We start from the raw sequence: 21,469 nt of genomic DNA, 5'->3' as shown, positions 1-21,469 counted from the left end.
CGCGCGATGAACAAGGAGAGTGATTAATGGTGCGCATTACCCAGTTTAATAACCCGCGCATGGCGCAGGCGTTCGTCGACTATATGGCGACGCGCGGCGTCGCGCTGCGCATCGAACAGGATGGCCATTACGTTATCCTGCTCGATGACGAAAGCCGGCTTGAAATGGTCGAAAACGAACTTCAGCAGTTCGTGCGCCAGCCGGACCATCCTCGCTATCAGGCCGCCAGCTGGCATACCGGCGGCACCAAAAGCGGCCTGCGCTACGAGCGTAGCAACCTGTGGGGCAATATTCGCGATCGCGCCGGTCCGCTCACCATGACCGTGCTTTTTGCCTGTATCGCGGTGTTTATCCTGATGCAGATTTTTGGCGATCAAAGGGTGCTGCTGTGGCTGAGCTGGCCAGACGGCCCAGGCCAGTATCTCCAGGTATGGCGCTGGTTCAGCCATGCGCTGCTGCACTTTTCGCTGCTGCATATCCTGTTTAACCTGATGTGGTGGTGGTATCTCGGCGGCGCGGTAGAGAAGCGGCTCGGCAGCGGCAAGCTGTTTGTGATTATGCTGATCTCGGCGCTGCTCAGCGGCTTCGTACAGGCGAAATTTAGCGGCATCTGGTTCGGCGGTTTGTCGGGCGTGGTTTATGCGCTGATGGGCTACTGCTGGCTGCGCGGCGAGCGCGACCCTGAAAGCGGCGTCTATCTGGAACGCGGACTGATTGGTTTTGCTATCGTGTGGCTGGTAATCGGCTGGTATGGCGCGTTCGGGCTCGCTATCGCCAACGGCGCTCACGTCGCCGGTCTGCTGGTCGGGCTGGCGATGGCGTTTGTCGATACCCGTGCAGTGCGGCGCCGTTAGCGCCGGATAAGAAAAGAAAACAGGAGAGTAATGTGAAGCAGACGCAACGTCATGACGCCATTATCGATCTGGTCCGGCGTCAGGGATATGTCAGTACCGAAGAGCTGGTAGAACATTTTGAGGTAAGCCCGCAAACCATCCGCCGCGATCTCAACGACCTCGCCGATCAGAATAAAATTCAGCGTCATCACGGCGGCGCGGCGCTGCCTTCCAGCTCTGAAAATACCGCCTGGCAGGAACGTAAGATGATGTGGTCGGCGGAGAAAGCGCGCATCGCCGAACGCGTCGCCAGCGAAATTCCAGACGGCGCGACCTTATTTATCGATATCGGCACCACGCCAGAAGCGGTGGCCTATGCGCTGCTGAATCATAAAAATCTGCGCGTGGTGACCAACAATATCAACGTGGCGACGCTGCTGATGTGCAAGCCCGATTTCCGGCTGATTATTGCAGGCGGCGAGGTGCGCACGCGCGACGGCGGCATTATGGGCGAAGCGACGCTCGACTTTATCTCCCAGTTCCGCCTCGATTACGGCATTCTCGGCATCAGCGGCATCGATATGGACGGGTCGCTGCTGGAGTTCGACTACCACGAGGTGCGCACCAAGCGCGCCATTATCGAAAACTCACGCTGCGTGATGCTGGTGGTCGACCATTCGAAGTTCGGCCGCAACGCGATGGTGAATCTCGGCAATATGGGGTTGATCGACCAGCTTTATACTGACAAGCAGCCGCCCGCCAGCATTATGAAGGTGATCGAGCAGCATGAGGTTCAACTCGAACTCTGCTGATTAAGCATCTTTAGTCTCTGAGCTGTCGCGAGCGGTATCGCCTTAACCCGGGCTATATCGCTCGCTGATTTCAAATCCCGCCTTTTTCTTTGTTTCCTGTCGATTTTTTCCCCACTGCCGTCTTTACTTAATGCTCAGTTTGCCTGTGCGCAGACGTTCATCACACCGCAACTCAACGGCTTTGGATCAAGACGCTAAGGGGAGAGCATGAAAGAGAGCGCACTGGATCGCGCGGCAGTCGCCGCCGGAATATCCCTGACCTATACCAACGCCAAAGGCGAACCGGAAGCGATCGGCGACGAAACCAAAACGGCGCTGCTCGCGGTAATGGGCGATGCTCAAAAAGAGAAGGGCGCGCCGCTGCCGCCGGTGCAGGTTTTTAGCGGCGGCGCGGCGCGCCAGCTCAACCCGGAAGGGCGTGGCCGCTATCAGTGGCGGCTGCACAGCGAAAAGGGCCGCGAGTTTAGCGGCGAACTTGAGGCAGGCCAGCCCTTTATGCTGCCGTCGCCGCTCGGGCACGGCTATCACCAGCTGACGCTGAGCAAGGGCAAAAAAGAGTGGCAGACGCGCATTATCCTGACGCCGCGCCGCTGCTGGCTGCCGGCGCCGCTGCGCAACGGCGAGAAACGCTGGGGGGCGCTGGTGCAGCTCTATACCGTGCGCTCCGCCGATAACTGGGGCATCGGCGATTTCGGCGATCTGCAGCAGCTTCTGGAGCAGGTGGCGCAGCAGGGCGGCGACTTCGTCGGGCTCAATCCGCTGCACGCGCTCTATCCCGCGACGCCCGATTTCGCCAGCCCTTACAGCCCCTCGTCGCGCCGCTGGCTGAACATTATCTATATCAGCGTGGCGCAGCTGGAGGATTTCCAGCAGAGCGCGGCGGCGCAGAAATGGTGGAAAGCGGCGAAAACCCAGCGTGCGCTGGCGAAAGCGCGCGAGAGCGAGTTTGTCGATTATGCATCGGTAATGGCGCTGAAGCTCGCTGCGCTACGTCACGCGTGGGCGCAGTTCAGCCTGCGTGCGGAAGATGACGCGCAGCGGCAGGCGTTCGCCGCGTTTGTGCGCGACGGCGGCGACAGCCTGCGCTATCAGGCGGCCTACGATGGCCTGCAGGCGGAACGCCGCGCCGAAGATGCGGACGCCTGGGGATGGCCAGCCTGGCCGGAAAGCTGGCGCAACAGCCAGTCGCCTGAGGTGCAGCGCTGGTGCGAAAGCCACGAAGAGGAGATCGCCTTCTGGCAGTGGCTGCAGTGGCTGGCGCAAAACCAGTTCGCCGAGTGCTGGGCGCGCAGCCAGGCGCTGAAGATGACGGTGGGGCTCTATCGCGATCTGGCGGTAGGCGTGGCGGAAGGCAGCGCGGAGACCTGGCACGATCCTGAGCTCTATCGGCTGGAGGCGTCGGTCGGCGCGCCGCCGGATCGCCTCGGACCGCTGGGACAGAACTGGGGCCTGCCGCCGATGGATCCGCACGTGATGCGCGCGCGCGGCTATCAGCCTTTTATCGACATGCTGCGCGCCAATATGCGCGACTGCGGCGCGCTGCGCATCGATCACGTGATGGCGCTGCTGCGGCTGTGGTGGGTGCCGAAAGGAGAAACCGCCGATAAAGGCGCCTACGTCAGCTATCCGGTGCAGGATCTGCTGGGCATTCTGGCGCTGGAGAGCCAGCGCCATCGCTGCATGGTTATCGGCGAAGATCTCGGCACGGTGCCGCCGGAAATCGTCGGCCTGCTGCGCGCCAGCGGCGTTTTCTCATGGAAAGTGATGTGGTTCGAGCAGCAGCGCGACGGCAGCTATCGCCTGCCCAGCGACTATCCGCGTCAGTCGATCGCCAGCGCCAGCACGCACGATCTGCCGACGCTGACCGGCTTCTGGAACGCGGGCGACTTCGCGCTGGGAGAAAAGCTCAAGCTCTATCCCGGCAAAGAGGTGCTGCAGTCGCTGCATGAACAGCGAGCGAAGCAGAAACAGGCGCTGCTGGATGCGCTGCATCAGGCGGGCGCGATACCGGCGCGCAGCGCGCGTCAGGCAGACAAGCTGGCGATGACGCCCGCGCTTAATCTGGCGATGCATAAGTTTCTCGCGGCGACCGGCAGCGCGCTATTGGGCCTGCAGCCAGAAGACTGGATAGGAATGACCACGCCGGTAAACGTGCCCGGCACCGTCGATCAATATCCCAACTGGCGACGCAAGCTGGCGCAGCCGCTGGAGGCGATCTTTACGGATAAAGCGGTGACGAAGCTATTGAAGGCGGTGAGTCAGACGCGCAAAGGGGAGTAGCGGACGGCGCGCGACAGTCGCCTGACTGTCGCGCGTGGAGGCGATTAGTAATAGGAGTGCTCGCCGCGCTGGTGCTCGGTGAGATCGCGCACGCCTTTCAGATCGGGGAAAGCGGCCAGCAGCTCTTTCTCGATGCCGTCTTTCAGGGTGACGTCGATCATGGAGCAGCCATTACAGCCGCCGCCGAACTGCAAAATGGCGAAACCGTCGTCGGTAATCTCCATCAGCGACACGCGACCGCCGTGACCGGCGAGCTGCGGGTTGATCTGCGCTTGCAGCAGATACTCGACGCGCTCCGCCAGCGGCGCGTCGTCGGAGACTTTGCGCATTTTGGCGTTCGGCGCTTTCAGCGTCAGCTGCGAACCGAGATTGTCGGTGACGAAGTCGATTTCGGCGTCTTCGAGGTAAGGCGCGCTCAGTTCGTCAACGTAGGCTGAAAGCTTCTCGAACTTCAGCTCCGTGTCGGTCGCTTCTACCGCGTCCGGCGGGCAGTAAGAGACGCCGCACTCGGCGGTTGGCGTACCCGGGTTAATGACGAATACGCGAATCTGGGTGCCATCTTCCTGTTTTGACAGCAGTTTCGAGAAGTGCTCCTGGGCAGAGTCTGTAATTCGGATCATGGCAATTGCTCAATAGTTGACTAATTTAGTTGGTTATAATACGCCCATCACCGACGCTCTACAAGGTACGGCACAGGCACCAGATTTGCACGCTGGCCGCGCCGTGCGCCAGCAAAATGCGGCTGATCTCTCCCACGGTATGACCCGTTGTCACCACATCGTCTATTAGCGCGATATGGCGCCCGCGCACGGCGATTTCAAGGCGGAAGGCGCCGCGCACGTTGCCGCGACGCTGTGAGGCGCGCAGTCGGTGCTGCAGCGCGCCGCGTCGCCTGCGGCGGACGCCGTCGCGGAATTCGCAGCCCAGCCAGCGCGCCAGCGGCTGCGCCAGCAGCGCCTCCTGGTTGTAGCCGCGTCGGCAGGCGCGGCTTTTATGCAGCGGCACGCACAGCAGCAAATCCGGGCGCATCAGCCCGCGCGTGCGGTGAGCGTTTAGCCAGCTTAGCAAAAGCAGACGCGCCAGCATCACCCTGAGTGCGGTTATGCGGGAAAACTTCAGCTGATGCACCCAGCGGCGCAGCGGCGGCTGATAGCCGCTGACGCAGACCAGCGCCTGCCAGGCGGGCGGAGAGCGCAGACAGCGGCCGCAGGCGACGCGGGAAGATCCGGCCGGCAGGCCGCAGCGTGGACAGAGGATCGGCAGCGGCGGCAGGGCGCGCAGGCAGACGCTGCATAATCCATGTGCCGCGACGCGCAGCGGCAGCTGGCATAGCCAACAGAGGGCGGGCATTGGTAGCATAGCGGCCTCCTTAACCTTTTTACAGGATAGTAACTGATGACCTCGCTTTACTGGCGCACCTGCGGAGAAGGGAATGTGGATCTTGTGCTGCTGCACGGATGGGGCCTGAACGCCGAGGTGTGGCAAAGCATCGTGCCGCGACTCAGCCCTCATTTTCGCCTGCACCTGGTCGATCTGCCGGGCTATGGCCGCAGTCAGGCGTTCGGCGCGCTTTCGCTGGCGGAGATGGCGCAGCGGCTGCTGCCGCATTTACCGCCGCGCGCGCTGCTGCTGGGCTGGTCGCTGGGCGGGCTGGTGGCGACCGAACTGGCGCTGCGCGCGCCGCAGCAGATAGCGGGAGTGATCAGCGTCGCCTCTTCGCCCTGTTTTACCGCTGGCGAGGAGTGGCCAGGCATCAAGCCGGAGACCCTGGCGACCTTTCGCGCGCAGCTTAACAGCGATTTCCAGCGCACCGTCGAGCGCTTCCTGGCGCTGCAGACGCTGGGCACCGACAGCGCCCGGCAGGATGCGCGCCGCTTAAAAGAGGTGGTGCTGGCGCAGCCGATACCGCCGGTGGCGGTGCTGGATAGTGGGCTGGCAATCCTGCGCGAGGTCGATCTGCGCGATCAGCTGCCGCGCATTGAAATGCCGTTTTTACGTCTCTATGGCGCGCTGGACGGTCTGGTGCCGCGTCGTGTCGCCTCATTGCTCGACGCCGCGCTGCCCGCTTCGCCTTCCATCGTGATGGAAAAAGCCGCGCACGCGCCCTTTATTTCGCACCCGGACGCCTTCTGCCAGCATATTCTTGATTTCAGACAGGAGTTTTGCCGTTAAACCGGACGCTAAGCTGGCAATTTTCTCATCAGCGACAATACTTTTCGGGTAGGCATGGCCGCTTAATGATGTGAATTATCCAGGGAGAGGATGATGCCGTTCCATCTCGCCTGACGCATCCGGCGTCTGCTTACATCTCACATAACGGAAATGAATGAGGGGTACTGTAATGAAGGTGATGAAATGGGTTGTAGCTTCAATGGTAATGGGCGCAGTGTCGTTTTCGGCGGTTGCGGCCAAGGAAGTGACCAAAGAAGAAGTGAAAAAAATGAATCTTCAGAAGATCGGTACGGTGAACACCACGGCGGAAACCACCTCGCCAATGGACGCCAAACGCGAACTTTCTAAACAGGCTGATGAAAAAGGAGGCAAATATTTCCTGGTGATCGCGGGCCGTGAACACGGCAAATTCAGCGCCACCGCAGAAGTCTACAAGTAATCAGCTACGCAGCCAGACAAACTGCCAGGCATCCAGCGTAAGTGGCTGGGTGCCATCAATTTTCCTCTCTGTGATCACATCCTGAAAAAGCCGCGCCTCCGGCAGCTTCGCCTCCACCGTTTTTGCGCTCAGATTAAACACGCACAGCAGGCCGCCATCTTCCTGCTGCGGATCGTGACGCCTCAGCACCAGTAGCGCGTTGTCGCTGTCGTAGAGCCTCATCGGATTATCGGGATGAAAAGCGGGCTGGCGCGTGCGCAGCTGGATGAGCCGACTGAGGCGGGTATAGATGGCGTGGCGCAGGCTGTCGCCGTCCGCCAGCGCCGCTTCAATCATCTTCAGGTCAAACTTCTGGCGGTTGATGGCGCGATTGTGACCTGCGGCTTTTACGCCCTCGTAGTCGTTGCGCGAGCCGAGGATGCTCTGAATATAGATAGCGGGCACGCCGGGGAAGGCCAGCAGAATCGCGTGCGCCAGCAGGAAACGGCGCAGGCGCGTATCGTCGTCGTCGTTCTGATGATTCAGGGCGTCGAGATAGGTGACGTTGATCTCATAGGGGCTGGTGGTGCCGTCGGGATTGTTTTTATAGGAGACCAGCGCGCCCTCCAGCGCCAGGTCGCGCACCAGCGCCACAATCTCCACCTCGGAAAGAATGCCGCGCGCCGGATTAAGCCCGATGCCGTCGTGCGACGCGAGAAAGTTAAAGAAGGTGGTGCCGCCTTTGCCAGGCTCCAGCGCGCCCGCCCACTGGCGCAGCGCACGTCCGGAGCCGGAATGGATGGCGTGCAGCACCAGCGGCGGCAGGGAAAACTGATAGACCATCTGCGCTTCGTCATGCCCGTCGCCGAAGTAGCTGACGTTGTCTTTATGCGGCACGTTGGTTTCCGTGATGATCACCGTGCCGGGCGCGACCAGGTCGGCAATGGCGCGGAATAGCTTCACCAGCAAATGGGTTTTTTCCAGATGGATGCAGCGCGTGCCGGGCGTTTTCCACATATAGCCGACGGCGTCAAGGCGCACATAGTCCGCCCCTTTTTGCAGGTAGTCGAGCAGCACCTCCACCATGCGGATCAGCACCTCGGGATTGCCGAAGTTAAGATCGATCTGATCGGCGCTGAAGGTGGTCCAGATAAAGCGCATTTCGCCGTTCGCCATCTCGAACGGCGTCAGCAGCGGCGAGGTGCGCGGCCGCGTTACGCCGCTGAGATCGGTGGCGGGCGGCATGCTGATAAAGAAGTCGTCCCAGCCGGGATCGAGCGCCAGATAGTGTTTAAACCAGGCGCTGTGCGCCGACATGTGGTTGCAGACGAAGTCGAACATCAGGCGCGTTTCCTGATGCAGCCTGGCGACATCCGGCCAGTCGCCGCACAGCGGGTTGACCTGATGGTAATCGATGACGGAAAAACCGTCGTCTGAGGAGTAGGGGAAAAAGGGCAGCAGATGCACCAGCGGAAAGGTGGACTGCAGATGCTGCTGGTAAAAGCGGGAGAAGCTTTGCAGCGTCGGCACCTCCGCTTCGCGGAACTGATCGGCGTAGGTGATCAGCACCACGTCCTGTTCGTCCCAGTGCGCCTTGCGCGGCAGCTTAGTCGCGTCGCGCGCGGCGGCGATATGGCTCAGCAGGCGCTCACGCGCCGCCTGAGGAAAGGTATCGGCATAGATTTTATCGAGCAGCGCTGTGATCGTTTCCATCGCGAATTGGGTGCCACGTCCCGGGTTGTTTTTTATGCAGGCGTGTTTTCAGCGTAGCGTTAAGAGAGGGATTTTCAACTTTACAGAGGAGGTTACGCGCGCCCGACCCAGAATAAGTCGGGCGCGTGCAGGGTTTAGCGTTTTTTGCCGAACGCCGCCGCCAGCGCATCGCCCATCGCGCTGTTGCCTGCGGGCTGGCTGTTCTGACGCGCGCGCGGCTTCGCGCCGCCGGCCGGACGCGCACCGTCGCGCGGCGCGCTGCGGGCGCTGCTGCGCGCGTTGCTGTCGCCTGGCTGCTCATCCAGACGCATGGTGAGCGCGATACGTTTGCGCGGCAGATCGACCTCCAGCACTTTCACCTTCACGATATCGCCCGCTTTCACCACCTGATGCGGATCCTCGACAAATTTGTCCGACAGCGAGGAGATATGCACCAGGCCATCCTGATGCACGCCGATATCGACAAAGGCGCCGAAGTTGGTGACGTTGGTCACCGCGCCTTCCAGCACCATGCCCGGCAGCAGATCGTTAAGGGTTTCGACCCCTTCGGCGAACTGCGCGGTTTTAAACTCAGGGCGCGGGTCGCGGCCCGGTTTTTCCAGCTCTTTGATAATGTCGGTGACGGTCGGCAGACCGAAGCGCTCGTCGGTAAAGTCGACCGTCTTAACGTTGCGCAGGCTGGTGGGGTTGCCCATCAGATCCTGTAACGCCTGCTCGGTCGCCGCCAGGATGCGCTCCACCACCGGGTAGGCTTCCGGGTGCACCGTCGAGGCGTCGAGCGGGTTGTCGCCGTGGTTGATGCGCAGGAAGCCCGCGCACTGTTCAAAGGCTTTGGGGCCGAGACGGCTCACCTTGAGCAGCTGCTGGCGATTCTGGAAGCGGCCGTTTTCGTCACGCCAGCTCACGATATTCTGCGCCATCATGCGCGTCAGACCGGCGACGCGCGTCAGCAGCGGCACGGAGGCGGTGTTGAGATCGACGCCGACGGCGTTGACGCAGTCTTCCACCACCGCGTCCAGCTTCTTCGCCAGCTGGCTCTGACTGACGTCATGCTGATACTGGCCGACGCCGATCGATTTCGGATCGATTTTCACCAGCTCCGCCAGCGGATCCTGCAGGCGACGCGCGATAGAGACCGCGCCGCGCAGCGAGACGTCGAGGTTCGGGAACTCCAGCGCCGCCAGCTCCGAGGCGGAATAGACCGAGGCACCCGCTTCGCTGACGATCACTTTCTGCGCGGTAACGTGCGGATACTGTTTCTGCACGTCGAGGAAGAAGCGCTCTGTCTCGCGCGAGGCGGTGCCGTTGCCGATCGCCACCAGCTCGACCTGATGTTTCGCGCAGAGCGCGGCGACCACGGTAGCGGCTTTGGCCGCCTGGCCGGTATGCGGATAAATGGTATCGGTCGCGACCAGCTTGCCGGTGGCGTCCACCACCGCGACCTTCACGCCGGTGCGCAGGCCGGGATCGAGGCCCATCGTGGCGCGCATGCCCGCCGGCGCCGCCATCAGCAGATCGTGCAGGTTGCGGGCGAACACGTTGATCGCTTCGTCTTCGGCGCGCTCGCGCACCGTGCCCATCAGCTCCGTCTCCAGATGCAGCATTACCTTGATGCGCCAGGTCCAGCTCACTACCGCCTTGCGCCAGGCGTCAGCGGGCGCGCCGTTGAGGCGCAGGTTAAGATGCTCGGCGATCAGCGTTTCGCCGTAGCTTTCGCGCGGCGGCTCGTCGAACTGCGGATCGGCGTTCAGGGAGAGCTGCAGCACGCCTTCGTTACGGCCGCGCAGCATCGCCAGCGCGCGGTGCGACGGCACGCTGTGCAGCGCTTCGTGATGATCGAAGTAGTCGCGGAATTTAGCCCCTTCCTGCTCTTTGCCTTCCACCACGCGCGACACCAGATGCGCGTTTTTCCACAGGTAGTCGCGCACTTTCGCCAGCAGCGCGGCGTCTTCGGCGAAGCGCTCCATCAGGATATAGCGCGCGCCGTCCAGCGCGGCGCGCACGTCGGCGACGCCTTTATCGGCATCGACATACTGCGCGGCCAGCTGTTCGGGATCCTGCGAGGCGTCCTGCCACAGGCTCTCGGCCAGCGGCTCCAGACCGGCTTCAATGGCGATCTGGCCGCGGGTGCGGCGCTTGACTTTATAGGGCAGGTAGAGGTCTTCGAGTTCGGTTTTATTCAGCGTGGCGTTAATGGCGCTGGCGAGTTCGTCGGTGAGTTTGCCCTGATCGTTAATGGACTTCAGAATCGACTGGCGGCGATCTTCCAGTTCGCGCAGGTAGCCGAGACGCGTCTCCAGCTGGCGCAGTTGGGTGTCGTCCAGACCGCCGGTCACCTCTTTACGATAGCGTGCGATAAACGGCACGGTGTTCCCTTCGTCCAGCAGACGCACGGCGGCTTCAACTTGCTCCGCACGCGCCTGCAGCTCACTGGCAATAATGTGGCTGAGATCTTTCATCATCGATTCTGTCTTGCTTACAGGGTTAAAAAACAGGGGACAGTTATACGGACTGAAAAGTGAAATTGCCAGCGATGGGGCCGGCTTTCAGCGATATTCTGAATCAGGCGTCCGGATAGGAAATGGCGTTGACGTACCAGAGCGCGGGACCCAGCGGCGTCTCTACCGTCACGGCGTCGCCCGGCTCTTTTTTCAGCAGCGCGCGCGCCATCGGCGAGTCGATGGAGATGTAGTCTTTGCGGCCGAAAATCTCGTCGTAGCCGACGATGCGAAAGCGTTTGACCTCGCCCTCGTCATTCTCAACCTCTACCCAGGCGCCGAAGAAGACTTTGCCGTCCTGCTGCGGCGAATAGTCGACGATGCGCAGCGACTCGAGGCTTTTTGTCAGATAACGTACGCGGCGATCGATTTCGCGCAGGCGTTTTTTGTTGTACTGGTAGTCGGCGTTTTCGCTGCGATCGCCGAGGCTGGCGGCCCAGGTCACTTTCTTCGTCACTTCGGGACGCTCTTCGCGCCAGAGATAGTCGAGCTCGGCCTTCAGCTTGTCAAAGCCTTCACGGGTGATCAGTCGGGTTTTCATGCGTAGCGACTCGGAAGCGGAAAAGCAGGCAGTGTAAAGCAAAGCAGGCGCGGCAAAAAAGAGTCGGGGAACAGGTTTTCAACGGTGAAAACCCTTTGTGTCGTTCCCCGGTGGCGAAAGGGGCAGGTACAAAAAGAGAAAACGGCTTAAATCGTTATTTTCCCGCCACGGTTGAGGTGGTGGTTGAAGATGAGGTGCCTTTGTCGCCGCCGCCAGCGGTCGCCAGCGCCACGCCGAGCAGCGCAGCTACGGCGCCGACGCCGATAGCGTTAGAATTGCCCTGCGCGGTGGTCGAAGCCTGCGCGCCGGCGGCCTCGCCGGTTGCGGTCGCCGCTAAAGCCGGATTCAGAACGAGGGTGGCCAGCGCACCCAGCACTAACAACGTTTTTTTCATTATTGCTTTCCCTGTAGTGAAGCGAGTGGAAGCAGTGTGGTGCAATTCACATAAGGCGGAAAGATAGCTTTACTGATTGATTTAGCGGGCTTTATTTTTGAATGGTCTGAATCGCGGCAAAAATGGCGCAAATCCGAGAGAAGCCTGCGGCGCGGCGCGTAAAGGCTGATATTTTATGCTGCCGGCCAGCTGAGTTGGCTGAAATCGCGACCGCTAGGTCAGGCGACGAATGGCGCTAAAGTCAAATTGCGCGTTAACTGGTTGATCTGCAAGTTTGATTAATCCAGGGCGCGATTTTGCGGCCGCCGATGGCGAGAAAAAACGCCCGACTTTCAGATTTGCCGTAACGGTGACAAACGCCGCTTAAGAATGTGATTTTGCCCTGAAGAGAGCGATAAAATTAAAGATAAGCTCCTGTTTAATATGCTTTGTAACAATTTCGGCTAGAATATAAACCATTAATGACTGTCACAGACAGACAACTTTTTTTAACAATATCGGCTCAGGCAATGGCGCCTTTGGGAGTAGAAAATGCAAGAGAACTACAAAATTCTGGTCGTTGATGACGATATGCGTTTGCGTGCGCTGCTGGAACGCTATCTCACCGAGCAGGGCTTTCAGGTGCGCAGCGTCGCCAACGCCGAGCAGATGGATCGTCTGCTGACCCGTGAATCCTTTCACCTGATGGTGCTGGATCTGATGCTGCCGGGCGAAGACGGCCTGTCGATTTGCCGTCGTCTGCGCAGCCAGAGCAATCCGATGCCGATCATTATGGTGACGGCGAAAGGCGAAGAGGTCGATCGTATCGTTGGGCTGGAGATCGGCGCCGATGACTATATTCCTAAGCCGTTCAACCCGCGCGAGCTGCTGGCGCGCATTCGCGCCGTGCTGCGTCGTCAGGCCAACGAGCTGCCGGGCGCCCCTTCGCAGGAAGAGGCGGTGATCGCGTTCGGCAAGTTCAAGCTGAACCTCGGCACGCGCGAAATGTTCCGCGAAGATGAGCCGATGCCGCTCACCAGCGGCGAGTTCGCGGTGCTGAAGGCGCTGGTCAGCCATCCGCGTGAACCGCTGTCGCGCGACAAGCTGATGAACCTGGCGCGCGGACGCGAATACAGCGCGATGGAGCGCTCCATCGACGTGCAGATCTCGCGCCTGCGCCGCATGGTGGAAGAAGATCCGGCGCATCCGCGCTATATCCAGACGGTCTGGGGCTTGGGCTACGTATTCGTGCCGGACGGTTCTAAAGCATGAGGCGACTGCGCTTCTCGCCTCGCAGCTCGTTTGCCCGCACCCTGCTGTTGATCGTGACCCTGCTGTTCGTCAGCCTGGTGACGACCTATCTGGTGGTGCTCAACTTCGCCATTCTTCCCAGCCTGCAGCAGTTCAACAAGGTGCTGGCGTATGAAGTGCGCATGTTGATGACCGACCGGCTGCAGCTGGAAGACGGCACGCAGCTGGAAGTGCCGCCCGCGTTTCGCCGCGAGATCTACCGCGAGCTGGGGATTTCGCTGTATACCAACGCGGCAGCCGAAGAGAGCGGGTTGCGCTGGGCGCAGCACTATGAATTTTTGAGCGAGCAGATGGGCCAGCAGCTTGGCGGGCCGACCGACGTGCGCGTCGAGGTCAATAAAAACTCGCCGGTGGTGTGGCTGAAAACCTGGCTGTCGCCTGACATCTGGGTGCGCGTACCGCTGACCGAAATTCATCAGGGCGACTTCTCGCCGCTGTTCCGCTACACACTGGCGATTATGCTGCTGGCGATTGGCGGCGCCTGGCTGTTTATCCGCATCCAGAACCGGCCGCTGGTGGATCTGGAGCACGCGGCGCTGCAGGTCGGCAAGGGCATTATTCCGCCGCCGCTGCGCGAGTACGGCGCCTCGGAGGTGCGTTCGGTGACGCGCGCCTTTAACCAGATGGCCTCCGGCGTTAAGCAGCTGGCGGACGACCGCACGCTGCTGATGGCGGGCGTTAGCCACGATCTGCGCACGCCGCTGACGCGCATTCGCCTCGCTACCGAGATGATGGGCGAGGAGGATGGCTATCTCGCCGAGTCGATCAATAAAGATATCGAAGAGTGCAACGCCATTATCGAGCAGTTCATCGACTATCTGCGCACCGGCCAGGAGATTCAGACCGAGCGCGCCGATCTCAACAGCGTGCTGGGCGAAGTGGTGGCGGCGGAAAGCGGCTACGAGCGCGAGATTGAAAACGCCGTGATGCCGGAAGAGCTGATGCTGGATATCAACCCGCTGTCGATCAAGCGCGCGGTGGCGAACCTGGTGGTGAACGCAGCACGCTACGGCAACGGCTGGATCAAGGTGAGCAGCGGTCGCGAACTGCATCGCGCCTGGTTTCAGGTCGAGGATGACGGCCCTGGCATCAAGCCGGAACAGCTGACGCACCTGCTACAGCCCTTTGTACGCGGTGACAGCGCGCGCAGCACCAGCGGCACCGGCCTTGGGCTGGCGATTGTGCAGCGCATTATCGATGCGCATCAGGGATCGCTGGAGATTGGCGAGAGCGAGCGCGGCGGGTTGCGCATTCGCGCCTGGCTGCCGCTAACGGAACAGAGTGCGCCGAGCAGCAACGGCGCGGCGCAGAGCTGAGTAGCAAGCGGGCGCGACGATCGCCGCGCCCGAAGGCTTACAGTACCGGACCTGCTTTAACCAGCGCGGCGCCCGCCGCGTTGTCGGTATACTTCTCAAAGTTGGTGATAAAGCGCTGCGCCAGATCGCGCGCCGCTTCCAGCCACTTCTCCTCGCTTTCCCAGCTGCTGCGCGGATCGAGCGTGGCGGCGTCGAGCTGGCCCAGCGCTTTCGGCACCTGCAGGTTGAACACCGGCAGCGTCTCGGTTTCGGCGTCGTCCAGTTCGCCAGCCAGAATCGCGTTGATAATGGCGCGCGTATCCTTCAGCGAAATGCGTTTGCCGCTGCCGTTCCAGCCGGTATTAACCAGGTACGCCTGCGCGCCCGCGGCCTGCATGCGCTTCACCAGCACCTCGGCGTACTGCGTCGGGTGCAGCGTCAGGAACGCGGCGCCGAAACAGGCGGAGAAGGTGGGCGTCGGCGCGGTCACGCCGCGCTCGGTGCCCGCCAGCTTGGCGGTAAAGCCGGAAAGGAAGTGATACTGCGTCTGCTCAGGCGTCAGGCGCGACACCGGCGGCAGCACGCCGAAGGCGTCGGCGGTGAGGAAAATCACTTTCTTCGCGTGGCCCGCTTTCGATACCGGACGCACGATATTGTCGATATGATCGATCGGGTAGGAGACGCGGGTGTTCTCGGTCTTGCTGTCGTCGTCATAATCGACGCTGCCGTCTTCGCGCACCACGACGTTTTCCAGCAGCGCGTTGCGGCGGATAGCGCGATAGATTTCTGGCTCGGCCTGCTCAGAGAGCTTGATGGTCTTGGCGTAGCAGCCGCCTTCGAAGTTGAAGACGCCGTCGTCGTCCCAGCCGTGCTCGTCGTCGCCAATCAGCTGGCGTTCCGGATCGGTGGAGAGGGTGGTTTTGCCGGTGCCGGACAGACCGAAGAAAACCGCGACGTCGCCCGCTTTGCCGACGTTGGCCGAGCAGTGCATCGAGGCGATGCCGCGCAGCGGCAGCAGGTAGTTCATCACCGCGAACAGCCCTTTCTTCATTTCGCCGCCGTACCAGGTGCCGCCGATCAGCTGCATCCCTTCGGTCAGGTTGAACGCCACGAAGTTTTCCGAGTGCAGCCCCTGCGCCTGCCAGTTGGGGTTGGTGCATTTCGCCCCGTTCAGCACCACAAAGTCAGGTTTAAAGGCGGCCAGCTCGCTTTCGCTCGGCTGAATAAACATGTTTTTGACGAAATGCGCCTGCCAGGCCACTTCGGTGACGAAGCGCACGCTAAGGCGCGAATCGGCATTGGCGCCGCAGAACGCGTCGACCACAAACAGACGCTTGCCGGAAAGCTGCTCGGTCACGCAGGCTTTCAGCTGCTGCCAGGTCTCCTGCGACAGCGGCTGGTTGTCGTTTTTGCCTGTTCCTTGATCGTTCCACCACAGCGTGTCGCGGGTGGTGTCGTCGCGGACGATATATTTATCCTTCGGCGAGCGACCGGTAAAAATGCCGGTATCGACCGCGACTGCGCCGCTTTGCGTCAGGGTGCCGCGCGCATAACCTTCCAGCTCGGGACGGAGTTCTTCGGTAAACAGCGTATCGAAATCGGGGTTGTGGACCACTTCGGTGGTGCCCTCGATGCCCAAAGCGGCAAGATCTTGCGAGGTCAGGCCGGTAACGCGCATGTGACTGCTCCTTAAATCGTTTTGGTACTGCACAGGCGAATAGTTATAGGTGCCGCGCAAGCCGTCCGCGTGCTGCTGGGCGGATGCACGATCGCGCGCAGTGTACTCTTCTGAGCCTGTGGGAAAAGCGTTGTCCGTCAGAAATGCGAACCAGGGCGCGTTAAGCAGCAAAAAGAACCGCTTTTGAAACTAAAGTTAGCGTGAGTGGGTTATTTTACTTTGTAAATTAAGGGGATATCGCGGCGAGGGAAAAGGGCGGCGAGGCCGCCCGGGGATAAATCAGTGGATGCTGTCGCTGTTTTCGCCTTCCGCGCCGCCTTTGCGGATCGCCGCAATGTCGACCGCGTCGTAGACGTAGTGCGTGCCGCAGTAGTCACAGTGCATATCGACCTGGCCATCCTCTTCGATGATCTCGTCGACCTCGTGCTGAGGCAGCGTTTTCAGCACTTCGCCGCAGCGTTCGCGCGAGCAGGTGCACTTAAAGCTCACCGGCTGCGGATCGAATACCGTCGCCTCTTCCTGATGATAGAGGCGCCACAGGACGTCGGTCGCCGGCAGATCGATCAGCTCTTCGCTCTTCACGGTTTCCGTCAGCGTCGCCAGGTGGTTGAAGTCTTCGGTCTGGGTATCCTGCGCCGGCAGCACCTGCAGCAGAATGCCTGCGGCGCCTTTTTCATTGGTGCGAATAAACAGGCGGGTTGGCAGCTGCTCGGAACGCATAAAATAGTCTTCCAGGCAGGCGGCCAGCGTCTCGCCTTCCAGGCCTACCACGCCCTGATAGCGCTCGCCTTTCTCCGGCGAAATGGTGATCGCCAGATAGCCGGTGCCCACCATGCTTTTCAGGGTGGCGTCCGCCGGGATCTCGCCCTTCACGCGCGCTACGCCGCGCAGCTCCTGGCGGTTATTGCCGTTGATGACCGCCAGCGAGAGCGGGCCGTCGCCCTGCAGCTGCACCGTGATGTCGCCGTCGAATTTCAGCGTGGCGGTCAGCAGGCTGGTCGCGACCAGCAGCTCGCCGAGCAGCGTCTGCACCGGGGCCGGATAGTCATGGTTTTTGATGATTTCCTGCCAGGTGTGGCTGACATTCACCAGCTCGCCGCGCACGGCCACATTCTCAAACAGGTAACGATGCAGTTGATCTTGTACAGACATAAATTTTCTCTCGTTGGGGCTAGGCCTGGTCGTCGCCCGTTAATTTAAATTTCATCAAATCGCGGCGCTCTTTTTTATCGGGGCGGCGATCGGGATGCGGCATGGTGAGCGCGTTCATTTTACGCGCCAGCGCCACCTTTTCCCGTTTTTCAATACTGGCGGCGGTTTCGCTGTAGAGCTGCTGCGCTACGTCGGCCGGACCGCGCTTGTCGCTCAGCGCGGTGACGATCACGGTACGCTCGTCGTTGCCCTGGCGCAGCGTCAGCTCCGCCTCCAGCTCGACCAGCTTGCTCGGCTTGCTGCGCTGGCCGTTGTAGTGCACTTTGCCGCCTTCAATCATGTCGCGCGCCAGCGAGCGCGTTTTGTAGAAGCGTGCCGCCCAGAGCCATTTGTCGAGGCGCACGCCTTCGCTGCTTTTCTCTTTCATTGCTGCTCCCGTTTACGCCAGCGCGCTGCACAGGGTGCGATAGTCGCGGACCGCCGCGTGACGCTGGAAGACCTGATCGGGACGCCCGGAGTCGGGGTTGCTGACGCCTAAACACCAGCCGATGCCCCAGCTTTTCGCCGCGTCGAGAATGGTCTCGTTGTCATCAATAAACAGCGTTCGCGGACGATCAAATCCGGTATGCTGCTCCACCGCCTGCCACAAGCGCGGGTCCTCTTTCGGATACCCAAAGGTATGGGTGGAAAGTAATAAATCAAGGTGCGGCGCAAGGCCGGTCTGCGCCAGTTTGATATCCAGGTTATAAGGATGGGCGTTGGTCAGCAGAATGGTGCGTTTTTCCGCCCGACGCAGCGCCTGCAAAAAGGGCACTGTATCTTCGCGCATCGCTGCCAGGCTACGCTTCGCATAGGTCATGGCGCGAATATCCAGCGCCAGCTCTGCCGCCCAGTAGTCCAGACAATACCAGTTTAGCGTATGCGCCACTGCCTGGTACTTTCCGGCGATCAGCGCCTCGGCTTCCGCCAGTGTAATGCCGCGCGTTTCGCTCAGCGTTAGCGGCACATGCTCCAGCCAAAAATGGCGGTCGAACGCCAGGTCCAGCAGCGTGCCGTCCATATCGAGCAGCACGGTATCGATTTGCGCCCAGTTCAGCGTCATCAGGCAGGTTCTCCGATAAAAAGCGGGCGACAGGGTAGCACAGAAAGAGGCGGGGGAGGGCAGGGCGCCGGCGGCACTGGCCAGGCGGCGCCGCGGCGTCAGAACATCGAGCGCACGCTCTGCATGGTGCTGAGATTATGGTTGAAGCACTTGTCGTAGTACTGCTGGATATTCGCCATGCGCTGACGGTTGCGATGGATACGGCGCAGCGCCAGCAGGGCGTTAACCAGCGCGCAGGCCAGCAAAACCGCCAGCAGCAGCGTGGTGCCGAGGTAGCGCCACATTGCCATCGCGTCCGGCTCGTTGTGCAGCGCGATATGGCGCGTGCCGTTGGCGTCCACCGACAGGCTGGTGATAATGCCGCTGGCGCTGAACGGCGTATGCAGCAGCATGCCGGAGAGGCGCTGCAGCTCGCGCCACTGCGACGGCGCATCGAGATCGAACAGCGAGACCGTCGGCTGCGGCTGATTCACCAGCTGGCGGCCTTCGTCGCTGACGATAAGGAATCCGCCCGGCGGCGGGCTGTTAAGGTTTTCGGCGGCGCGGCGCGTCTCGCGGAAGAAGAAGCTGGAGGTGGCGGTATTGACCAGGTTTTCCAGCGCTTCGGCGCTTACCGGCCGCAGCAGCACGTTCATACCGTTCAGCTGCCCGGAGTCGGCGCGGCGCACCAGCGTATCCCAGTCTTTGGCGTTGCCGAGATTCACCAGCGCGTTCTTCAGCCGCACGCAGTCCTGCTGCTGGCTACAGAGATCCTGCGTTTTCAGCACCAGGTCGGCGAAATCGTCCAGCAGGATCATGCCCGATTTCTGAATCGCCGAGGCGAGCTGCGGGTTGAGTTTGGGATCGGTGTTGGTTTCCGGATGCAGCTGGCGCGTGGTCGCCTCCAACAGCGCCGAGGCTTTATCGATGATATCGGACTGCGGCTGGGGCAGCGGCGAGGCGTTGTTCCAGTAGACGGCGGAACAGTCGAACGGCATATAGGCGTAGCTGCGGTTGCTCTGATAGTTATCGGGAACGGAGCACATGCCGGTGCCGTTAACTTTTAAAATGTCGCCGACGTGCAGCGACTGCGCCGACAGCTTGTCTACCTCGTTCACTTCAAGGCTCTCGGTGCCCTTGATCCAGGCCAGGCTGAGTTTGATCGGCATACTGAGCGGGATCCAGCTAATCAGCAGCGCCGTCACCAGCAGCGAGCCGCAGGCCAGGACGACGTTTTTGCGCCAGCGCTGGATAGGAAAGTTGCGCACTTCGTCCTGCAGCGATAAAAAGCGGCCCTGACGCACCACCTGACGGTTCAGGTAGATCTCGATATCGGTGGTCTGGCCGAGATCGTGCGCCACATAGGGCAGCCAGTGCGGCGGGTAGGCGAGATCGATAATGCCCAGCGTAATATTGCTCTGCTCCTGATTCGACTCGCCGAACAGGCCCCAGCGCTTGGGCGCGCCGCGCAGGCAGTGTATGTCGCGCATGCGCTTTTGCGCGGGAATGTGAAACAGCGACCAGACGCTGGCACCGATCATGGCGCAGCCCAGCAGCGCCAGCCAGCCCATCAGCGCGGCGGGCACCAGCAGGCTGATAAAAAAGAGCAGAAAGGCGAAGGTGATGGTCACCGCCTCGCGCGTGCCGTCCGGCCGCGTCAGCTGATACTCTTCCAGCGTCTCTTTGCGCACCTGCAGCAGCTCGACGTTTTCGCTCTCTTCTTTGCGTATCGAGGCATTAGTCGAGCCGGGACGCACCAGCGCCGGCAGCGATGGCTGATCGGTGCCGTAGTTGACCAGCGAGTGGCCGTTAAGCGAGATCACCAGCGGAATCGTCTGGGTACGGATCAGCTCAACGTAGTTCTCATCGGTTATATACTGTTCCCAGTGCGGCGGCAGATGCACTTCCACTTCGTCAAGGTAGTAGCGCCACTTGTGGGCATCGTCGGTCGACAGGCCATAGCGCGTAATAGCGCGCGTGACGGGGTAGACGTTGTTGCTCTGCGCGGTGAGCGTCAGATTGTCGAAAACAGGATGTTTTTCACCGGGTACGGCGGGACGCGACTGCTTCGCAAGCGAGGCGACGTATTTTTCCACCGCGCGACGTTCGTCGTCGGTGAGTTTGCGACAGGGCGGGCTGATAAAGGGCAGCGGTTTCGCCAATGGCGGACGATGCCGCATAGCGTACCAAAAGCCGATACCTGCCAGTCCTGAGCAGACCAGCACTATGACCAATACAATAAGGATTGTGCTCATGCGTTGTTCACTGCAGCCAAAATCCTGCCTTCACTTTGGACCAATGCTCCCAGATAGAACTGTTATTTAAGACAATTTTGGCGGGAATAAACGACCCTGACAAGCTAAATGCCAGATGAAATAACGCGCAAAATCATTAAATTAGAAGTTAATGCAGCATGCCTTGTCCGAATGTTAACCGGCAGAATCTGAATTAAACATCGGTCTTTTCTGAATTTTACCGCGCGACGTTGACTTATTGCAAAAGCGTTAACTAACGCGGCCGCATCCGGGAACGCCCGACCGGGCGCGGCGTCTGGAGCCGACGCTAAACTCGCTGTCGCACAAACGCCTGTGGTCAGGTAAGCTAATTTTTTTACCGCGCCGCGCGGCGTTGAACGTCTGAGGTTGATATGAAGAACCCGTTAAAGAAACCTGACATCCTCAAAGTGGAAACCGTGGCGCGCTCGCGGCTGTTCACCGTTGAATCAGTCGATCTCGCTTTTAGCAACGGCGCGCGCCGCGTTTACGAGCGTATGAAGCCTTCCGAGCGCGAAGCGGTGATGATTGTCCCGATTATCGACAATCAGGTCGTGCTGATTCAGGAGTACGCGGTTGGGCTGGAGAGCTATGAGCTGGGCTTCCCGAAGGGATTGATCGATCCCGGCGAGACCGTCTTCGAGGCGGCGAACCGCGAACTGAAAGAAGAGGTCGGCTTCGGCGCAGAGAAGCTGGAGTTTCTCAGCAAGCTGACCATGGCGCCTTCCTACTTCTCCAGCAAGATGAATATCGTGGTGGCGGAAGGGCTTTATCCTGAACGGCTGGAGGGCGACGAGCCGGAGCCGCTCATCGAGCATCGCTGGCCGCTGGAAGATCTGCTGGCGCTGCTGCAGGAGCCCGATTTTCGCGAGGCGCGCAACGTCAGCGCGCTCTTCCTGGTGCGCGAGTGGCTGGTGCAGCAGGGGCGACTGAGTTACTAACGGGTACGACATTGCCTGAAACTGGCAGGGCTTTGACTTTTACAGACAGCTCTAAAGCTCGCAAGCGGGTGAGATGGACCGAAGAGCAAAGCGTCCCG

The 21,469-nt window shown here is 60.7% G+C and carries 19 protein-coding genes; 8 read left to right on the top strand and 11 right to left on the bottom strand.

The window, feature by feature from the left end; translation table 11 throughout:
• Positions 1–29: 29 nt before the first annotated feature.
• From glpG to malQ, 3 genes are all read left to right on the top strand, one after another.
• Entirely contained in the window at positions 30–854 is an 825-nt protein-coding gene (gene glpG, locus JS46_RS16500; protein ID WP_033753530.1) for a rhomboid family intramembrane serine protease GlpG, read from the top strand.
• Between the two features lie 32 nt (positions 855–886).
• Positions 887–1,645 carry a DeoR/GlpR family transcriptional regulator gene (locus JS46_RS16495; RefSeq protein WP_033753150.1) on the top strand — a complete coding sequence of 253 codons (759 nt, stop codon included), beginning with the start codon at positions 887–889 and terminating at the stop codon, positions 1,643–1,645.
• 207 nt (positions 1,646–1,852) lie between these two features.
• Complete coding sequence (gene malQ, locus JS46_RS16490) at positions 1,853–3,925, top strand: 4-alpha-glucanotransferase (RefSeq protein WP_033753147.1); 2,073 nt, start codon at positions 1,853–1,855, stop codon at positions 3,923–3,925.
• A 44-nt stretch (positions 3,926–3,969) separates the two neighbouring features.
• Here malQ and nfuA read toward each other — a convergent pair whose 3' ends face one another.
• Positions 3,970–4,545 (bottom strand): Fe-S biogenesis protein NfuA, encoded by a 576-nt coding sequence (gene nfuA / locus JS46_RS16485; RefSeq protein WP_033753146.1) that lies wholly within the window; start codon positions 4,543–4,545, stop codon positions 3,970–3,972.
• Positions 4,546–4,603: 58 nt separating this feature from the next.
• Positions 4,604–5,284, bottom strand: a complete 681-nt coding sequence (gene gntX / locus JS46_RS16480) for a DNA utilization protein GntX (RefSeq protein WP_033753143.1) — start codon at positions 5,282–5,284, stop codon at positions 4,604–4,606.
• Between the two features lie 36 nt (positions 5,285–5,320).
• Between gntX and bioH the strand changes: the two genes are divergently transcribed.
• Both bioH and JS46_RS16470 read left to right on the top strand, forming a co-directional pair.
• Positions 5,321–6,097: a pimeloyl-ACP methyl ester esterase BioH gene (gene bioH, locus JS46_RS16475; RefSeq protein ID WP_033753140.1), complete on the top strand. Its 777-nt coding sequence runs from the start codon at positions 5,321–5,323 to the stop codon at positions 6,095–6,097.
• A gap of 169 nt (positions 6,098–6,266) precedes the next feature.
• On the top strand, positions 6,267–6,536 hold the full coding sequence (locus JS46_RS16470; RefSeq protein WP_033753138.1) for a YdgH/BhsA/McbA-like domain containing protein: 270 nt from the start codon (positions 6,267–6,269) through the stop codon (positions 6,534–6,536).
• Here the strand turns inward: JS46_RS16470 and JS46_RS16465 are convergent, their stop codons facing one another.
• The 4 genes from JS46_RS16465 to yjbE form a co-directional block, all read right to left on the bottom strand.
• Positions 6,537–8,228, bottom strand: coding sequence for an alpha-amylase family glycosyl hydrolase (locus JS46_RS16465; protein ID WP_033753136.1), 1,692 nt, complete (start codon positions 8,226–8,228; stop codon positions 6,537–6,539). It abuts the gene before it with no gap.
• A 134-nt stretch (positions 8,229–8,362) separates the two neighbouring features.
• Positions 8,363–10,690 (bottom strand): Tex family protein, encoded by a 2,328-nt coding sequence (locus tag JS46_RS16460; protein ID WP_033753132.1) that lies wholly within the window; start codon positions 10,688–10,690, stop codon positions 8,363–8,365.
• A 100-nt stretch (positions 10,691–10,790) separates the two neighbouring features.
• Positions 10,791–11,267 (bottom strand): transcription elongation factor GreB, encoded by a 477-nt coding sequence (greB, locus tag JS46_RS16455; RefSeq protein ID WP_033753129.1) that lies wholly within the window; start codon positions 11,265–11,267, stop codon positions 10,791–10,793.
• Positions 11,268–11,421: 154 nt separating this feature from the next.
• The gene (gene yjbE, locus JS46_RS16450; protein WP_033753126.1) at positions 11,422–11,661 is read right to left on the bottom strand and encodes an exopolysaccharide production protein YjbE; all 240 of its coding nucleotides are present in this window, start codon (positions 11,659–11,661) and stop codon (positions 11,422–11,424) included.
• Positions 11,662–12,192: 531 nt separating this feature from the next.
• Here yjbE and ompR point away from each other — a divergent pair.
• Together ompR and envZ are read left to right on the top strand one after the other, a co-directional pair.
• Entirely contained in the window at positions 12,193–12,912 is a 720-nt protein-coding gene (gene ompR, locus JS46_RS16445) for a two-component system response regulator OmpR (protein WP_001157751.1), read from the top strand.
• Positions 12,909–14,267, top strand: coding sequence for a two-component system sensor histidine kinase EnvZ (envZ, locus tag JS46_RS16440; RefSeq protein WP_033753116.1), 1,359 nt, complete (start codon positions 12,909–12,911; stop codon positions 14,265–14,267). Before ompR ends, envZ begins: the two co-directional genes overlap by 4 nt.
• Positions 14,268–14,304: 37 nt before the next feature.
• Here envZ and pckA read toward each other — a convergent pair whose 3' ends face one another.
• The 5 genes from pckA to JS46_RS16415 form a co-directional block, all read right to left on the bottom strand.
• Positions 14,305–15,924: a phosphoenolpyruvate carboxykinase (ATP) gene (pckA, locus tag JS46_RS16435; protein ID WP_033753526.1), complete on the bottom strand. Its 1,620-nt coding sequence runs from the start codon at positions 15,922–15,924 to the stop codon at positions 14,305–14,307.
• A gap of 279 nt (positions 15,925–16,203) precedes the next feature.
• Positions 16,204–17,076 (bottom strand): Hsp33 family molecular chaperone HslO, encoded by an 873-nt coding sequence (gene hslO, locus JS46_RS16430; protein WP_033753113.1) that lies wholly within the window; start codon positions 17,074–17,076, stop codon positions 16,204–16,206.
• A gap of 19 nt (positions 17,077–17,095) precedes the next feature.
• Positions 17,096–17,503, bottom strand: a complete 408-nt coding sequence (gene hslR / locus JS46_RS16425) for a ribosome-associated heat shock protein Hsp15 (protein WP_033753111.1) — start codon at positions 17,501–17,503, stop codon at positions 17,096–17,098.
• 12 nt (positions 17,504–17,515) lie between these two features.
• Complete coding sequence (yrfG, locus tag JS46_RS16420) at positions 17,516–18,178, bottom strand: GMP/IMP nucleotidase (RefSeq protein WP_033753108.1); 663 nt, start codon at positions 18,176–18,178, stop codon at positions 17,516–17,518.
• A gap of 98 nt (positions 18,179–18,276) precedes the next feature.
• Positions 18,277–20,412: an intracellular growth attenuator family protein gene (locus JS46_RS16415; protein WP_033753105.1), complete on the bottom strand. Its 2,136-nt coding sequence runs from the start codon at positions 20,410–20,412 to the stop codon at positions 18,277–18,279.
• 392 nt (positions 20,413–20,804) lie between these two features.
• Between JS46_RS16415 and nudE the strand changes: the two genes are divergently transcribed.
• The gene (gene nudE / locus JS46_RS16410) at positions 20,805–21,371 is read left to right on the top strand and encodes an ADP compounds hydrolase NudE (RefSeq protein ID WP_033753103.1); all 567 of its coding nucleotides are present in this window, start codon (positions 20,805–20,807) and stop codon (positions 21,369–21,371) included.
• Positions 21,372–21,469 lie beyond the last annotated feature (98 nt).

Source organism: Pantoea sp. NGS-ED-1003 (assembly GCF_000738765.1).
GTDB lineage: Bacteria > Pseudomonadota > Gammaproteobacteria > Enterobacterales > Enterobacteriaceae > Pantoea > Pantoea septica.
Note: the sequence above shows the minus strand (reverse complement) of the source record. Positions and strands in the feature narration are given on the sequence as shown.

Bases quoted from the DNA above. Each gene is read 5' to 3' on its own strand.
- JS46_RS16460 (WP_033753132.1), bottom strand. From the start codon at position 10,690: ATGATGAAAGATCTCAGCCACATTATTGCCAGTGAGCTGCAGGCGCGT.
- JS46_RS16465 (WP_033753136.1), bottom strand. From the start codon at position 8,228: ATGGAAACGATCACAGCGCTGCTCGATAAAATCTATGCCGATACCTTT.
- bioH (WP_033753140.1), top strand. From the start codon at position 5,321: ATGACCTCGCTTTACTGGCGCACCTGCGGAGAAGGGAATGTGGATCTT.
- ompR (WP_001157751.1), top strand. From the start codon at position 12,193: ATGCAAGAGAACTACAAAATTCTGGTCGTTGATGACGATATGCGTTTG.
- pckA (WP_033753526.1), bottom strand. From the start codon at position 15,924: ATGCGCGTTACCGGCCTGACCTCGCAAGATCTTGCCGCTTTGGGCATC.
- yjbE (WP_033753126.1), bottom strand. From the start codon at position 11,661: ATGAAAAAAACGTTGTTAGTGCTGGGTGCGCTGGCCACCCTCGTTCTG.
- yrfG (WP_033753108.1), bottom strand. From the start codon at position 18,178: ATGACGCTGAACTGGGCGCAAATCGATACCGTGCTGCTCGATATGGAC.
- envZ (WP_033753116.1), top strand. From the start codon at position 12,909: ATGAGGCGACTGCGCTTCTCGCCTCGCAGCTCGTTTGCCCGCACCCTG.
- greB (WP_033753129.1), bottom strand. From the start codon at position 11,267: ATGAAAACCCGACTGATCACCCGTGAAGGCTTTGACAAGCTGAAGGCC.
- hslR (WP_033753111.1), bottom strand. From the start codon at position 17,503: ATGAAAGAGAAAAGCAGCGAAGGCGTGCGCCTCGACAAATGGCTCTGG.
- JS46_RS16470 (WP_033753138.1), top strand. From the start codon at position 6,267: ATGAAGGTGATGAAATGGGTTGTAGCTTCAATGGTAATGGGCGCAGTG.
- gntX (WP_033753143.1), bottom strand. From the start codon at position 5,284: ATGCTACCAATGCCCGCCCTCTGTTGGCTATGCCAGCTGCCGCTGCGC.
- JS46_RS16415 (WP_033753105.1), bottom strand. From the start codon at position 20,412: ATGAGCACAATCCTTATTGTATTGGTCATAGTGCTGGTCTGCTCAGGA.
- nfuA (WP_033753146.1), bottom strand. From the start codon at position 4,545: ATGATCCGAATTACAGACTCTGCCCAGGAGCACTTCTCGAAACTGCTG.
- malQ (WP_033753147.1), top strand. From the start codon at position 1,853: ATGAAAGAGAGCGCACTGGATCGCGCGGCAGTCGCCGCCGGAATATCC.
- hslO (WP_033753113.1), bottom strand. From the start codon at position 17,076: ATGTCTGTACAAGATCAACTGCATCGTTACCTGTTTGAGAATGTGGCC.
- nudE (WP_033753103.1), top strand. From the start codon at position 20,805: ATGAAGAACCCGTTAAAGAAACCTGACATCCTCAAAGTGGAAACCGTG.